The organism is Rhodococcus sp. LMD, from assembly GCF_056108245.1.
Genome location: NZ_CM148557.1, coordinates 2,014,517 through 2,028,868, shown reverse-complemented (window position 1 = coordinate 2,028,868; position 14,352 = coordinate 2,014,517). Strand labels below are relative to the sequence as shown.

The 14,352-nt window shown below is 69.1% G+C and carries 12 protein-coding genes; 8 read left to right on the top strand and 4 right to left on the bottom strand.

The features are described 5' to 3' along the window. Positions 1-100: 100 nt before the first annotated feature. The 3 genes from ACWPQI_RS09520 to ACWPQI_RS09510 all read left to right on the top strand — a co-directional run bounded on the left by ACWPQI_RS09520 (position 101) and on the right by ACWPQI_RS09510 (position 2,929). Positions 101-787: a GltB/FmdC/FwdC-like GXGXG domain-containing protein gene (locus ACWPQI_RS09520; RefSeq protein ID WP_029539893.1), complete on the top strand. Its 687-nt coding sequence runs from the start codon at positions 101-103 to the stop codon at positions 785-787. A gap of 34 nt (positions 788-821) precedes the next feature. Beyond that, positions 822-2,147, top strand: coding sequence for an FMN-binding glutamate synthase family protein (locus ACWPQI_RS09515; RefSeq protein ID WP_006937284.1), 1,326 nt, complete (start codon positions 822-824; stop codon positions 2,145-2,147). Between the two features lie 134 nt (positions 2,148-2,281). Further along, positions 2,282-2,929, top strand: coding sequence for a helix-turn-helix domain-containing protein (locus ACWPQI_RS09510; protein WP_010592827.1), 648 nt, complete (start codon positions 2,282-2,284; stop codon positions 2,927-2,929). 166 nt (positions 2,930-3,095) lie between these two features. On the opposite strand, the gene ACWPQI_RS09505 is transcribed toward ACWPQI_RS09510, so the two are convergent. Further along, positions 3,096-4,448, bottom strand: coding sequence for an ammonium transporter (locus tag ACWPQI_RS09505; RefSeq protein ID WP_010592828.1), 1,353 nt, complete (start codon positions 4,446-4,448; stop codon positions 3,096-3,098). A 238-nt stretch (positions 4,449-4,686) separates the two neighbouring features. Here ACWPQI_RS09505 and ACWPQI_RS09500 point away from each other — a divergent pair, with 238 nt between their 5' ends. After that, entirely contained in the window at positions 4,687-6,996 is a 2,310-nt protein-coding gene (locus ACWPQI_RS09500) for an FdhF/YdeP family oxidoreductase (protein WP_017680502.1), read from the top strand. Beyond that, on the top strand, positions 6,996-7,808 hold the full coding sequence (gene fdhD, locus ACWPQI_RS09495; protein WP_017680501.1) for a formate dehydrogenase accessory sulfurtransferase FdhD: 813 nt from the start codon (positions 6,996-6,998) through the stop codon (positions 7,806-7,808). Before ACWPQI_RS09500 ends, fdhD begins: the two co-directional genes overlap by 1 nt. A gap of 16 nt (positions 7,809-7,824) precedes the next feature. Here fdhD and ACWPQI_RS09490 read toward each other — a convergent pair whose 3' ends face one another. After that, complete coding sequence (locus tag ACWPQI_RS09490) at positions 7,825-9,000, bottom strand: alpha/beta hydrolase family protein (RefSeq protein WP_040271701.1); 1,176 nt, start codon at positions 8,998-9,000, stop codon at positions 7,825-7,827. A gap of 63 nt (positions 9,001-9,063) precedes the next feature. Here ACWPQI_RS09490 and ACWPQI_RS09485 point away from each other — a divergent pair, with 63 nt between their 5' ends. Continuing rightward, a complete protein-coding gene (locus ACWPQI_RS09485) occupies positions 9,064-9,705 on the top strand; it encodes a TetR/AcrR family transcriptional regulator (RefSeq protein ID WP_225222741.1) in 642 nt (213 codons plus the stop codon). 31 nt (positions 9,706-9,736) lie between these two features. Here the strand turns inward: ACWPQI_RS09485 and ACWPQI_RS09480 are convergent, their stop codons facing one another. Beyond that, positions 9,737-10,609: a shikimate dehydrogenase gene (locus ACWPQI_RS09480; RefSeq protein ID WP_040271699.1), complete on the bottom strand. Its 873-nt coding sequence runs from the start codon at positions 10,607-10,609 to the stop codon at positions 9,737-9,739. Between the two features lie 101 nt (positions 10,610-10,710). Between ACWPQI_RS09480 and ACWPQI_RS09475 the strand changes: the two genes are divergently transcribed. After that, the gene (locus ACWPQI_RS09475; RefSeq protein WP_474738777.1) at positions 10,711-11,361 is read left to right on the top strand and encodes a TetR/AcrR family transcriptional regulator; all 651 of its coding nucleotides are present in this window, start codon (positions 10,711-10,713) and stop codon (positions 11,359-11,361) included. A gap of 166 nt (positions 11,362-11,527) precedes the next feature. Next, a complete protein-coding gene (locus ACWPQI_RS09470; protein ID WP_010592835.1) occupies positions 11,528-12,871 on the top strand; it encodes an MFS transporter in 1,344 nt (447 codons plus the stop codon). Between the two features lie 133 nt (positions 12,872-13,004). Here ACWPQI_RS09470 and clpX read toward each other — a convergent pair whose 3' ends face one another. Next, the gene (gene clpX, locus ACWPQI_RS09465; RefSeq protein ID WP_003938129.1) at positions 13,005-14,282 is read right to left on the bottom strand and encodes an ATP-dependent Clp protease ATP-binding subunit ClpX; all 1,278 of its coding nucleotides are present in this window, start codon (positions 14,280-14,282) and stop codon (positions 13,005-13,007) included. Between the last annotated feature and the right edge of the window lie 70 nt (positions 14,283-14,352).

Genomic DNA, 14,352 nt, shown 5'->3' with positions numbered 1-14,352 from the left:
CAGCACCGACGCTTCCCCCATCTCTTCGACGCCGGAGACGACCATGCCTGCCGAGACCCTGCCTTCCGAGACCCTGCCCACCGACACGCTTCCCGCCGACATGCTTCCCGCCGGCACGACGTACGACCTCGACGTCACCACCACGCGCGAACTCAACGCCGCACTGCAGGCCACCGAAGCCCCGGCCGCGGTGACCGTGACCAATCCCCAGGGCAAGCACGCCCTCGCGTGCGGGCTCGACCGGCCGATCGACGTGCGCATCGAAGGCCACGTCGGCTACTACGCCGCCGGGATGAACAAGCATGCGACCGTCACCGTCGCGGGCAACGCCGGGGTCGGGGTCGCCGAGAACATGATGTCGGGCACCGTGCGCGTCACCGGGGACGCCTCCCAGTCCGCCGGCGCCACGGCCCACGGCGGGCTGCTGGTGATCGAGGGCAATGCCGCCGCCCGCTGCGGCATCTCCATGAAGGGCGTCGACATCGTCGTCGGCGGCAGCATCGGCCACATGAGCGCCTTCATGGGACAGGCCGGACGGCTCGTCGTCCTCGGCGACGCCGGCGAGGCCCTCGGCGATTCGTTGTACGAGGCGCGCATCTACGTCCGCGGCACCGTCGCCTCCCTCGGTGCGGACTGCGTCAAGAAGGAGATGCGGCCCGAGCACCTCGAGGAACTGCGCGAACTCCTCCGGGCGGCCGGCTTCGACGCCGACCCCGCCGAGTTCACCCGCTACGGCTCCGCCCGCGGGCTCTACCACTTCCACGTCGACAACGCCTCGGCGTACTGATCGCACCGCCCGCACCGCATCCCAGGAGACTCCCATGACCTTCCAGCCCGGACTTCGTGAGTCGGCCACCTTCGACCGCAACGTCATCCACGAGATCCAGCGTGCCGCCGAGACCGGCATCTACGACATCCGCGGATGGGGCGCCAAGCGCAAGCTTCCGCACTTCGACGACCTGCTGTTCCTCGGCGCGTCGATGTCGCGGTACCCGCTCGAGGGTTACCGCGAGAAGTGCGAGACCGACGTGGTCCTCGGCGACCGGCACGCGAAGTACCCGCTGCACCTCGACATCCCGGTCACCATCGCCGGCATGAGCTTCGGGGCGCTGTCCGGGCGGGCGAAGGAGGCTCTCGGGCGCGGCGCCAGCGAGGTCGGCACGTCCACCACCACCGGCGACGGCGGCATGACGCCGGAGGAACGCGGTCAGTCCAAGCACCTCGTCTACCAGTACCTGCCGTCGCGCTACGGGATGAACCCCGACGACCTGCGCAAGGCCGACGCGATCGAGGTCGTCCTCGGCCAGGGCGCCAAGCCCGGCGGCGGCGGCATGCTGCTCGGGCAGAAGATCACCGAGCGCGTCGCCGGAATGCGCACCCTGCCCGTCGGTATCGACCAGCGCAGCGCGTGCCGGCACCCCGACTGGACCGGCCCGGACGACCTCGCCGTCAAGATCATCGAACTGCGCGAGATCACCGGCTGGGAGAAGCCGATCTACGTCAAGGTCGGCGCGACCCGCACCTACTACGACGTCAAGCTCGCCGTGAAGGCCGGGGCCGACGTCGTCGTGGTCGACGGCATGCAGGGTGGCACGGCCGCCACGCAGGACGTGTTCATCGAGCACGTCGGCATTCCCACCCTCGCCGCGATCCCCCAGGCCGTGCAGGCGCTGCAGGAGATGGGAATGCACCGCACCCCCGGTGGCGTGCAGCTCGTCGTCTCCGGCGGCATCCGGTCCGGCGCCGACGTCGCCAAGGCCATGGCCCTCGGCGCGGACGCCGTCGCCATCGGCACCGCGGCGCTGATCGCGTTGGGCGACAACAACCCCCGGTACCAGGCGGAGTACGAGAAGCTCGGCTCGGCCGCCGGGTTCTACGACGACTTCCAGGACGGCAAGGACCCCGCCGGCATCACCACGCAGGATCCGGACCTGCAGGCCCGGTTCGATCCGGTCGAGGGCGGCCGCCGCCTCGCGAACTACCTGCGCGTGCTCACCATGGAGGCCCAGACCATCGCACGCGCCTGCGGCAAGTCGCACCTGCGCAACCTCGAGCCGCAGGACCTCGTGGCCCTGACCATCGAGTCGGCCGCCATGGCGCGGGTGCCACTGGCCGGCACCAACTGGGTGCCCGGCCAGGGCTTCTGAGCCGCTGCCCGCCTTCCACCGAGCGAATGTGCCTTACCGTCGGCCTGTCCGACGGTAAGGCACATTCGCTCGTTCCGTGTGCCTGCCCCTCGCACGATCGTCCACTGTCGGGAAACAGCACGTACAGTGAGGACATGAGCAGCCCCGAGCGCCCCGTACTGTACGACGCGCCGGGCCGGGAGGTCCCGCGGGACACCCCGACCGGGGTGGACCTGGAACGCGCCATCGCACAGGAGGTCCGCAAGTTGCGGATCGCCAGCGGGCTCTCCGTGGGCGACATGGCCGCGAAGGTGGGCATCTCCAAGGCGATGCTGTCGAAGATCGAGAACGCCCAGACGTCGTGCAGCCTCTCGACCCTCGCCCGCCTGGCCGCAGGTCTCGACGTACCGGTGACGTCGCTGTTCCGCGGCGCCGACGCGCAGCGCGAGGCGGTGTTCGTCAGGGCCGGCCAGGGCGCGGAGATCGTCGGCCGCGGCACCCGCGTCGGACACCACTACGAGTTGCTCGGCACGCTGCGGGGCCAGCACAAGCGGCTCGAGCCCGTGCTGGTGACGCTCACCGACGCGAGCGAGGTCTTCCCGCTGTTCCAGCATCCGGGGACCGAGCTGCTCTACATGCTCGAGGGCGAGATGGTCTACGGGCACGGCGAATCCGAGTACCGGCTCCAACCCGGCGACGCCCTGCTGCTCGACGGCGAGGGCATCCACGGGCCGAACGAGCTCGTCACCCTGCCCATCCGGTTCCTCGCGGTCACCGCGTACCCGGACAAACACCAGGACTGATCCCGCTCTCCACCACGAGCGGGGGGTTTCCGCGTCGAGAGGGACACCGCCGCGGTGCATCGCGGGTGCAGGCAGCGGTAACCGCCCCCTCGTCGCGAGAATCTCCCGCTCGACGACGAACGAGGCCCCCGCCGTAGCGGGGGCCTCACCCGTTGTCGGTCCTCGGTCAGAGCTTCTCGGCTGCCGCCTTGGACGTGAGTGCCGTCGCCGCCTCCGCGACCGACGCCGCCTCCGTACGGGACGTGCCGGTGAAGCCCACCGCGTCGAGCACGTACGCGGTTTCGCCGTGCACGACGACGTCGAGGCCTTCGTATTCGGTCTCCGGGTCGACGCGCAGGCCCATGACCAGGTCCAGACCCTTGGCGATGATCCAGGTGACCGCGAAGGAATAGGCCAGCACCGCGAGCACGGCGACGGTCTGGGTGCCCAGCAGACCGAATCCGCCGCCGTAGAAGAGCCCGGTGGCACCGCTCGGCGCCGCCGGCACGGCCAGGAATCCGATGAGAATCGTACCCAGGACACCGCCGACGAGGTGGATGCCCACGACGTCGAGCGCGTCGTCGTAGCCCAGGCGGAACTTCAACGAGATCGCGAAGCAGCACAACGCGCCGGCCAGGGCGCCGACGACGAGCGCGCCGATCGGCGAGACGGCACCACAGGCCGGGGTGATCGCGACGAGGGCGGCGATGAGGCCGGACGCCGCACCGAGTGTGGTGGCGTGGCCCTCCCGCAGCCTTTCGACGATCAGCCAGCCACAGATGCCGGCACACGCCGCGGCGAGGGTGTTGAGCACCACGACGGAGGCGCTGTTGTTCGCGGCGAGCGCGGAACCGCCGTTGAAGCCGAACCAGCCGAAGAACAGGATGCCGGCACCGAGAACGGTCAGCGGAAGGCTGTGCGGCCGAGGCGGATTGAGGAACGATCGGCGCTTGCCGAGCACGAGGATCACCGCGAGAGCCGCGATGCCGGCGTTGATGTGCACGGCGGTGCCGCCGGCGAAGTCGACCGCGCCGAGGGTGTTGGCGATCCAACCGCCGACGACGGACCCGTCCTCCGAGTCGAACGCGAACACCCAGTGCGCGACGGGGAAGTACACCAGCACTGCCCACAGCCCGGCGAACACCATCCAGGCCGAGAATTTCATGCGGTCCGCAAGGGCGCCGCACACGAGGGCGACGGTGATGCCTGCGAACAGCAGCTGGAATCCTGCTATCAGGGCCGGGGGCAGCCCCGGTTCGGCCGGCGCCGCGAGCAGCTGGCCGAGCCCGAGATACTCGAGGGGGTTGCCGAGCAGTCCGGCACCGCCGAGCGAGTCTCCGAGCACGGCCGAGTAGCCGAACAGCACCCACAGGACTCCGACCAGTGCGAATCCTGCGAACGTCATCATGATCATGTTGAGCGTGCTGCGGACGCTCACCATGCCGCCGTAGAACAGCGCGAGCCCGGGAACCATCAGCGAGACCGCCGTGAAGGCCGCGAGAATCCAGGCGGTATCGGCGGCAGCGATTGCCTCTTCCATAGGTGTCCACCTTGTCCAGTCCCGAGGGATCGCCCCTCGTCCGTGTCGCGGTGACTGTCTTATGTTGTTAATCACCGTCACCTGAGAGTGAACTCGCTGTGTAATGTGCGTGGGAGCCGCCGGTGAACTTCGTGTAACGGCAGCTCGCGCCCGGAACTGCCACCCCCGATCGCTCGCTCGGCGGCAACCGGTAGCGTTCGAACTGGTATGCGCATCTCCCGCGGGTGAGGATGGACACATGACTCGACACGGTCCGCTGCACGACATCGTGGAATCCGACCTGGAGGTCACCGGGCCGAAGGACCACGCCGCCGGTGTCCCGGCGGTCCTGGTGTCGCTGAAGCGCGCCTACGAACAGATGGGCGTCGCCCGCACCGCCGCGACGCTGCCGCGTCTGAACCAGCGGCACGGCTTCGACTGCCCGGGCTGCGCCTGGCCCGAGACTCCCGGTCACCGCAAACCCGCGGAGTTCTGCGAGAACGGCGCCAAGGCCGTCGCCGAGGAAGCCACCCTGCGCACGGTCACGCCCGAATTCTTCGCCCGGCACTCCGTCGCCGAGTTGTCGCAGAAGACCGACTACTGGCTCGGACAGCAGGGCCGGCTGACCCATCCGATGGTGCTGCGCCCGGACGCGAGCCACTACGCCCCGATCGAGTGGGACGACGCGTACCGGCTGATCGCCGACCACCTGCGCGACCTGCCCACCCCGGACCACGCCGTCTTCTACACCTCGGGCCGCACCAGCAACGAGGCCGCGTTCCTCTACCAGCTGCTGATCCGCAGCTACGGCACCAACAACATGCCCGACTGCTCCAACATGTGCCACGAATCGTCGGGCAGCGCACTCGTCGAGAGCATCGGAATCGGCAAGGGCTCGGTGTCGGTGCCCGACCTCGAACAGGCCGACCTGATCCTCATCGCCGGACAGAACCCCGGCACCAACCATCCGCGCATGCTCTCCACCCTGGTGAAGGCCAAGGAGAACGGCGCGAGGATCATCGCGATCAATCCCCTGCCCGAGGCCGGGCTGCTCCGGTTCAAGGACCCGCAGCGCGTCGACGGCGTGCTCGGGCACGGCACCGACATCGCGGACGAATTCCTGCAGATCCGCCTCGGCGGCGACCTGGCCCTGTTCCAGGGACTCGGCAGGCTCCTGTTCGAGGCGGAGGACGCGGCCCCCGGCACCGTGATCGACCGGGCTTTCGTCGACGCCCACTGCGCGGGCTTCGACGCGTACGAGCGGCACATCCGCGCGGTGGATCTCGGCACGGTCGTCGAGGCCACCGGGCTGAGCGAGGAGCAGCTGCGCGCCACCGCCGCGGACCTGGCGCGCTCGCAGCGCACCGTCGCGTGCTGGGCGATGGGACTGACCCAGCACACCCATGCCGTCGCCACCATCGCCGAGGCCGTCAATCTCCTGCTGCTGCGGGGAATGATCGGCAAGCCCGGCGCGGGTGTGTGCCCGGTGCGGGGACACTCCAACGTGCAGGGCGACCGGACCATGGGCATCTGGGAGAAGATGCCCGAGTCGTTCCTCGCCGCGCTCGACCGCGAGTTCGGCATCACGAGTCCCCGCGCACACGGGTACGACACCGTCGACGCGATCCGTGCGATGCGCGACGGACGGGCGAGCTTCTTCATGGCGATGGGCGGCAACTTCGTCGCCGCGACCCCGGATACCCGTGCCACCGAGGAAGCGCTCCGGCGCTGCGACCTGACGGTGCAGATCTCGACCAAGCTCAATCGCAGCCACCTCGTGCACGGCCGCACCGCACTGATCCTGCCCACTCTCGGCCGGACCGACCTCGACGTGCAGAAGAGCGGCAGACAGCTGGTCTCCGTGGAGGATTCGATGTCCATGGTGCACCTGTCCCGCGGCCGGCTGCACCCCGTCAGCGACGAACTGCGCAGCGAGGTCGCAATCGTGTGCCGGCTCGCGCGCGAGTTGTTCGGCCCCGACCACTCCGTCCGGTGGTCGGCGTTCGAGGGCGACTACGACCTGATCCGCGACTCGATCGGGCGCGTCGTGCCCGGCTGCGAGGACTACAACACGAAGGTCCGCCGACGCGACGGGTTCCAGCTGCCGCACCCGCCGCGCGACAACCGCGAGTTCGACACCCCCACCGGCAAAGCCAACTTCAGCGTCAACGACCTCGTCTGGGTGCCCACTCCCCCGGGCCGGCTCGTCCTGCAGACCCTGCGCAGCCACGATCAGTACAACACCACGATCTACGGACTCGACGACCGCTACCGCGGCGTGAAGAACGGCCGCAAGGTCGTCTTCGTCAACGCCGAGGACATCACCGAACTGGGCCTGACCGACGGCGATCTCGTCGATGTCGTGTCGGAGTGGCAGACCGGGGACACGGTCGAAGAACGCCGGGTGAAGAGCTTCCGGGTCGTCGCCTACGACACCCCGCGCGGCAACGCCGCCGCCTACTACCCGGAGACCAACCCGCTGGTGCCGCTCGACCACGTCGCCGAGAAGTCCAACACCCCGGTCTCCAAGGCGATCGTCGTGCGGCTCGAACCGGCCGGGACGGACTGATGGGCCGAGTCACCGCCCGCCGGCCCGTCCTGCGGATCACCGCGGACGGGCAGGCGCGCCGGCCGGACAGCCTCGCGGTGGAGGAACCGCTCGAGATCCGCCTGGACGGCCGCGCCCTCACGGTGACCATGCGGACCCCGGGACACGACGTGGAACTCACCCACGGCTTCCTCCTCGCGGAGGGCATCATCGGCGGCCGCGAGGACGTCGCCGTGGTGCGCTACTGCGACGGGGTCGACGACACCGGCGCCAACACGTACAACGTGCTCGACGTGCAGCTCGCGCCCGGGGTCGCGGTGCCGGACGGGGCGGGCGCACGCAACTTCGTCACGAGTTCCGCATGCGGGGTGTGCGGGAAGGAGTCCCTCGATCAGGTGCGCACCCGTACCCGGTTCCCGCTGACCGACGGTTTCGCGGTCTCCGCCCGCGCCCTCACCGGAATGCCCCCACGGATGCGTCAGCGGCAGAAGGTCTTCCAGAGCACCGGGGGCCTCCACGCCGCAGCGCTGTTCACCCCCGACGGCACCCTGCTGGCGCTACGGGAGGACGTGGGCCGGCACAACGCGGTCGACAAGGTGCTCGGCTGGGCGCTGACCGAGAACCGGATCCCGTTGTCGGACAGCGTGCTCGTCGTCAGCGGGCGGGCGTCCTTCGAGCTGGTGCAGAAGGCCGTGATGGCGGGAGTACCGGCGCTCGGCGCGGTTTCGGCCCCGTCGTCGCTCGCGGTCGATCTCGCCGCGGAGGCGGGCCTGACACTGGTCGGCTTCCTCCGCGGCGACTCGATGAACGTCTACACCGGCACCGTCGCGTGAATCGACGGTCCGGACCTCAGCTGCAGACGGCCGCCGGCGCCTCGCCGGAGCTCACCTCCTCGACGAACGAGCGCACGTCGTCGTGGGCGGCCTCGAGCACGCCGCGGTGGTCGGCGCCGTCGTAGACCTCGTACGAGACAGGGGATCCATTGCTGCACAACGAGTTCGTGACCTCGTCGGTGATCTGGCGGGAGACGAGCACGTCGGTCGTCCCTTGCACGACGAGCGTCGGCACGGTCAGCGTCAGGGCTTCGGGTTCCTGCGTGGCGAAGTACTCGGTCAGGCGACCGACGTCGGCGCCGGGCGCGAACACCTGGTCCACGGGCACGGTTGCGGCCGCGGCGCGCACGTCGTCCATGCACCCGGTGCGCGCCGCCGCGAGCAGCGGCCGGGAGGCGTCGGTGAGCATCGCGTCGGCCGCGATGTCCGGGTCGGCGGCCTCGGCGCCGAGCAGCAGGACGGGCAGGAAGCTCAGCGCCTGCGCGATGCCCGGACCGCCGGTTTCGAAGTAGGCGGCCGTCTCGCTGGTGCGGCTGCCCGGCGCATAGGCGACCGCTCCCTGCAGTTCGAGCTCGGGGGCGCGCTCGGCGCCGTGCGCGGCGGTGAACAGCGCGGCGTGCCCGCCCTGACTGTGGCCCATCGCCGTCCACCGGGTGCCGACCCCGGGATCGGCTTCGCGTGCCGCCCGCACGATGTCGACGACGGTGTTCGCGGCGCTGTCGCCGTTCATGTACGGGTGGCCGCCGGGCGTGCCGAGCCCCTCGTAGTCGGTCTGCACGACGACGTAGCCGTCCGCGACCCACCGATCGAGCATGGCGGTGGTGCGGGACAGGTAGCCGTGGGCGGGCCCGCCGACCGTGTCGGCGGACGGTGCGCAGGCGTCCCCGACACCGGTGGTGCCGTGGGCCCAGCTGATCACCGGCCACCCACCGTCGGGCGCATCGCCCCGGGGGATTGCGACCGTCCCGGATACGAGGATCGTGCGGCCGGCCGCATCCTCGGACAGGTAGGTGATCAGGTCGGTACGCGCCGCACTGGGCAGTGCCGCAGCGGTGGTCAGGGGGCGGGAGCTGACGAGTGCACCGGGTGCGCGCTCGGACGGCGGCGGATTCGACTCCGAACACGCCGATGCAGCCACTACCGAGGACAGAGCGAGCGCGACGACGATGCGCCTGCCGGAAAGTCGGGTCACGAGTTCCTCCGTTAAGATGCTCGTATTAAATGGAAAGTTGAGCTTCTTAGTACAGTGGACGTCATGGTCGTGTCAACGGGTCGTCTCGCCCTGCTCGATGCCGCGGAGGAACTGATCGCGCACCGCGGCATTCACGGCGTCTCGGCGCGGGAGGTGGTCAAAGCCGCCGGTCAGCGCAACAATTCGGCCGTCGCGTACCACTTCGGGTCGTGGCACGGACTGCTCGACGCGGTGTGGACCCGGCACGCACCGCGAGTCAACGCGGAACGGGCCGCCCTCGTGGACGCCGCCCGCCTCGACACGCCGCCGCGCCTGGAACGGCTGGTCTTCGCCTACGTCCACCCCCTCACGACCGAGGTCGCCCGCGGCCGGCCCAGCTACTGGGCCCGCTTCAACGAGCAGTGGCTCGCCGTGGCGCCCCTGGAGTTCCTGACGATCCCCGCCTCCGGCGCGTCCCGTGCCGACTACTACCCGACCGACGAGTCGCTCACGGTGCTCACGTCGCTGTTCGAGGCGATCGTGCACAGTCTCGAGCTGGCCGAGGCCGAGGCCCGGCGCCGGGTCGGCCTGACGGTGCGGTTCGTCATCGGCTCCTACGCCGCCTGGGAACGCGCCCACGACGTGGGGGAAGCGCCCGAACTGGGAGCGTTCGAGTCGGAGATCGTCGATCTGGCCTGCGCGATGCTCCGCGTGCCCAAACGGTAGACGCCCCGGAGGACGCACCCGGACGTGCCGGTCAGACGGCGACCTTCTCCGCTTCGATCAGGGCGGTCATGTGCGCGAGCATCCGCTCCGCATCGGGCTCCACGCCGGTGAAGATGCGGAATGCGTCGACGGCCTGGAAGACGGCCATCCCCGCCCCGGTCAGCGTCGGGGCGCCGAGCGCCCGAGCCCGCAGGACGAGCTCGGTCTCGATGGGCCGGTAGACGACCTCGGCGACCCACAGGTCGGGCCGCAGCAGCGCCGGGTCGAAGGCCGTCCCGGGGTGGGTGGCCATGCCGACGGGCGTCGCGTGGACGAGGCCGTCGGCGGCGGCCAACAATCGGGGCAGCTCGTCCGGCGTCGCCGAACCGACAGCGGCGCCCGGGAACAACACGGTCAGCTTGTCGCGCAGTGCGGTGGCTCGCGCGAGATCGGCGTCGACGACGGTGAATTCGCGCACGCCGCGGGTGAGCACCGCATAGGCGACCGCCGCACCGGCTCCCCCGGCCCCGAGCTGGACCACCCTGTCGAGGGCGACACCGCCCAGACCCCGGTCGAAGTTGCGACCGAATCCCGACCAGTCGGTGTTGTGCCCGATCGCCCGGCCTCCGTCGAAGAGGACGGTGTTGACGGCACCGAGCCGGCTCGCCTCCGGGGAGAGGTCGTCGAGGTGCTCGATGACCGCCTGCTTGCACGGATGGGTGATATTCAGGCCACGGAAGCCCAGGTCGTGCGCGGAGCGGAGCAGCCGCGGCAGATCGGCCACCGCCAGACCCAGCACGTCGAGGTCGACGATCTTGTAGACGTAGCGCATACCCTGTCGCGCGCCCTCCGCCTCGTGCATGGGCGGGGTCAACGACGCACCGATGCCGGTTCCGATGAGGCCGCAGAGGATGGAGTCGGTCATGGCGGGCCTTTCCCAGCGCAATGTACGAACTAGTGAGTTACAAGACACAGCGTACGGCCACGGAGGGCGCCGGCACAACACCCGGTCGATAGGGTGGCGCCATGGCAACCGAGCAGACCACCGGCCGACGCCGCCGCAACAGCGACCTCACCAGGGAGAACATCCTCGAGGTGGCCACGGCGGAGTTCGCGGACAAGGGGCTGTCCGGAGCCCGGGTCGACGAGATCGCCGAGCGCACGCAGACCACCAAGCGGATGATCTACTACTACTTCGGCGACAAGGAGGGCCTCTACCGGGCCGTCCTCGAGAACTCGTACGGAACGATCCGCGCCCAGGAGCGGGAGCTGGACCTCGCGGACCTCGGCCCCGTGGAAGCCATCCGCACGCTGGCCGAGGCCACGTTCGACCATCACGACCAGCACCCCGACTTCATTCGCATCGTCGCCAACGAGAACATGCTCCGCGGCGAGCACATGCGCCGGTCGACCCGGCTCGCCGGCCTGGGGGCGCCCGCCGTCGACGTGCTCACCGGCATCCTCGAACGCGGCCGGGCCGACGGAATCTTCCGCGACGGCGTGGACGCTCTCGACATCCACCTGGTGATCAGCAGTTTCTGTGTCTTCCGCACCGCCAACCGGTACACCTGGAAGGCACTGTTCGACCAGGATCTCGCCACGGACGAACTGCGGACCCGGCACCGGCGGATGCTGGGCGATCTCGTGGTCGCCTACCTGACGACCGCGCCCGACTGAGCGACCCCGACGCCACGGCACACCGGCACGCCTCCCGAAAATTTATGAACTATCTAGTTCATACATCTTGCGGTGGGCGTGTGATGGCGCCTACATTCGGAACGACGCAGAACGAACCCGGGTTCGTATCTCGAACATCCCCCATCTTTTCCGCACAGGAGACGCGATGACCGCGCACACCCTCGACACGCCGGAGAATTCCGGTATGACGACCGCTGCCCGCCCGCACGACACCACCAAGGTCAAGCGCGCGGCGTCGTCGGCCTTTCTCGGCAGCATGCTCGAGTACTACGACTTCTACATCTACGCCTCCGCCGCTGCCCTGATCTTCCCGACGGTGTTCTTCCCCGACAGCGGGCACGCGGCACTGCTGTCCCTGTCGACCTTCGGCGTCGCCTACGTCGCGCGTCCCCTCGGCGCCGTGGTCCTCGGCCACTTCGGTGACCGGGTCGGGCGCAAGAACGTCATGCTGTTCACCCTCATCCTGATGGGTGTCGCCACCTTCGGCATCGGCCTGATCCCCAGCGCCGAGTCGATCGGCGTGCTCGCCCCCGCCCTGCTCGTACTGATGCGCATCTTCCAGGGCATCTCCGCCGCCGGCGAGCAGTCCGGCGCCAGCTCCCTGACCCTCGAGCACGCCCCGCAGAACCGTCGCGCATTCTTCGCGAGCTGGACGCTCAACGGCACCCAAGCCGGCTTCATCCTCGCCAGCCTGGTGTTCCTGCCCGTCGCGGCCATGCCCGACGACATCCTCTACAGCTGGGGCTGGCGCGTCCCGTTCTGGGGCAGCCTGCTCGTGCTCGTCGCCGCGTACGTCATGCGGCGCAAGCTCGAGGAGCCTGAGGAGTTCGCGGAGACCAAGAAGGCCGACGACGTCGCCAAGCTGCCGGTGGCCGACCTGCTGCGAACCCACTCCGCCAACCTGGCTCGCGTGGTCTTCTGCGCCTTCGTCGCGGTCGTGAGCACGATCTTCGCCGTCTTCGGCCTGGCGTTCGCGACCAGCGACGAAGTGGGCATCGCCAAGTCGACGATGCTCGCGGTCGCGATCGCCGCCAACGCCGTCGCCCTGTTCAGTCAGCCCGCCCTCGCCGCCCTGTCGGATCGCGTCGGCCGTAAGCCCGTCTTCGTCACCGGCGTCCTCGGCTCGGCGGTGTTCGTCTTCGTGTACTTCCAAGCCATCTCGACCGGTAACGTCGCGCTGATCTTCGCCGCCGGCATCGCCCTGATGGGTCTGCTCTACGCCGCACCCAATGCGATCTGGCCGTCGTTCTACGCCGAGATGTTCAACACGAAGGTCCGCTACTCCGGTATGGCGATCGGAACCCAGCTCGGCTTCGCCATCGCCGGCTTCGCCCCCGCCATCGGCACCGCGCTCATGGGCGGCGACCCGACGAACTGGCTGCCCGTCGCCATCCTGACCTCCGGCGCCTGCCTGGTGTGTGCGGTCTCCGCGCTGTCCGCGAAGGAGACCTTCCGCACCCCGTTGCGCGAGCTCGGCAACCGGATCTGACCCTCCCCCTCAGGGACCGAATGTCACATCGCGTCGATCACATCGATGCGATGTGACATTCGGTCACACAGGTTCCGGCCATACGAGTAGGCCCCGGCACGTCGTGTGCCGGGGCCTACTCCGTGTTCCGCGATCAGGCGGTCTTGTCGCGACGCTCGCGCTCGGGCTTGCGCGGCACGATCGTGGGAAGCACGTTGTCGTTGACGGTTTCGGCGGTGACGACCACCTTGGCGACGTCGTCGCGGCTCGGGATGTCGTACATCACCGGCAGCAGGACCTCCTCCATGATGGCGCGCAGACCGCGGGCGCCGGTACCACGCAGAATCGCCTGGTCGGCGACGGCTTCCAGGCCGTCCTGGGTGAACTCGAGTTCCACCCCGTCCATTTCGAAGAGCCGGACGTACTGCTTGACGAGCGCGTTCTTCGGCTCCGACAGGATCTGCACGAGCGAATCCTTGTCGAGGTTCGTCACCGAGGCGACGACGGGCAAGCGACCGATGAACTCGGGGATGAGCCCGAACTTGATCAGGTCTTCGGGCATGACCTCGGCGAAGTGATCGGTGGTATCGATCTCGGCCTTCGACTTCACCTCGGCGCCGAAGCCGATCCCGCGCTTGCCCACCCGGTCCGAGACGATCCGCTCGAGTCCGGCGAAGGCACCGGCGACGATGAACAGCACGTTGGTGGTGTCGATCTGGATGAACTCCTGGTGCGGGTGCTTGCGCCCGCCCTGCGGCGGTACCGACGCCTGGGTGCCCTCGAGGATCTTCAGCAACGCCTGCTGGACGCCCTCACCGGACACGTCGCGGGTGATGGACGGGTTCTCGCTCTTGCGGGCGATCTTGTCGACCTCGTCGATGTAGATGATCCCGGTCTCGGCGCGCTTGACGTCGTAGTCGGCCGCCTGGATGAGCTTGAGGAGGATGTTCTCGACGTCCTCACCGACGTAGCCGGCCTCGGTCAGGGCGGTGGCGTCGGCGATCGCGAACGGCACGTTCAGCATCTTCGCCAGGGTCTGCGCCAGGTACGTCTTGCCGCAGCCGGTGGGTCCGAGCAGCAGGATGTTCGACTTGGCCAGCTCGACCGACTCGCCACGCGTATCGCGCGCCTTCTCGCCCGCCTGGATGCGCTTGTAATGGTTGTAGACCGCCACCGCCAGGGTCCGCTTCGCGGAGTCCTGCCCGATGACGTAGTTGTCGAGGAACTCGCGGATCTCGGCCGGCTTGGGCAACTCGTCGAGCTTGACCTCGTTGGACTCGGCCAGCTCTTCCTCGATGATCTCGTTGCACAGGTCGATGCACTCGTCGCAGATGTAGACCCCTGGGCCCGCAATGAGCTTCTTGACCTGCTTCTGGCTCTTTCCGCAGAAAGAACATTTGAGCAGGTCGCCCCCGTCACCGATACGTGCCATCTGTCAGGTCCCTACTTCCTCGTGAGCGTGCAACCGATCCCGCGACCGCCGACAGCGCCGGTCCGGGGAG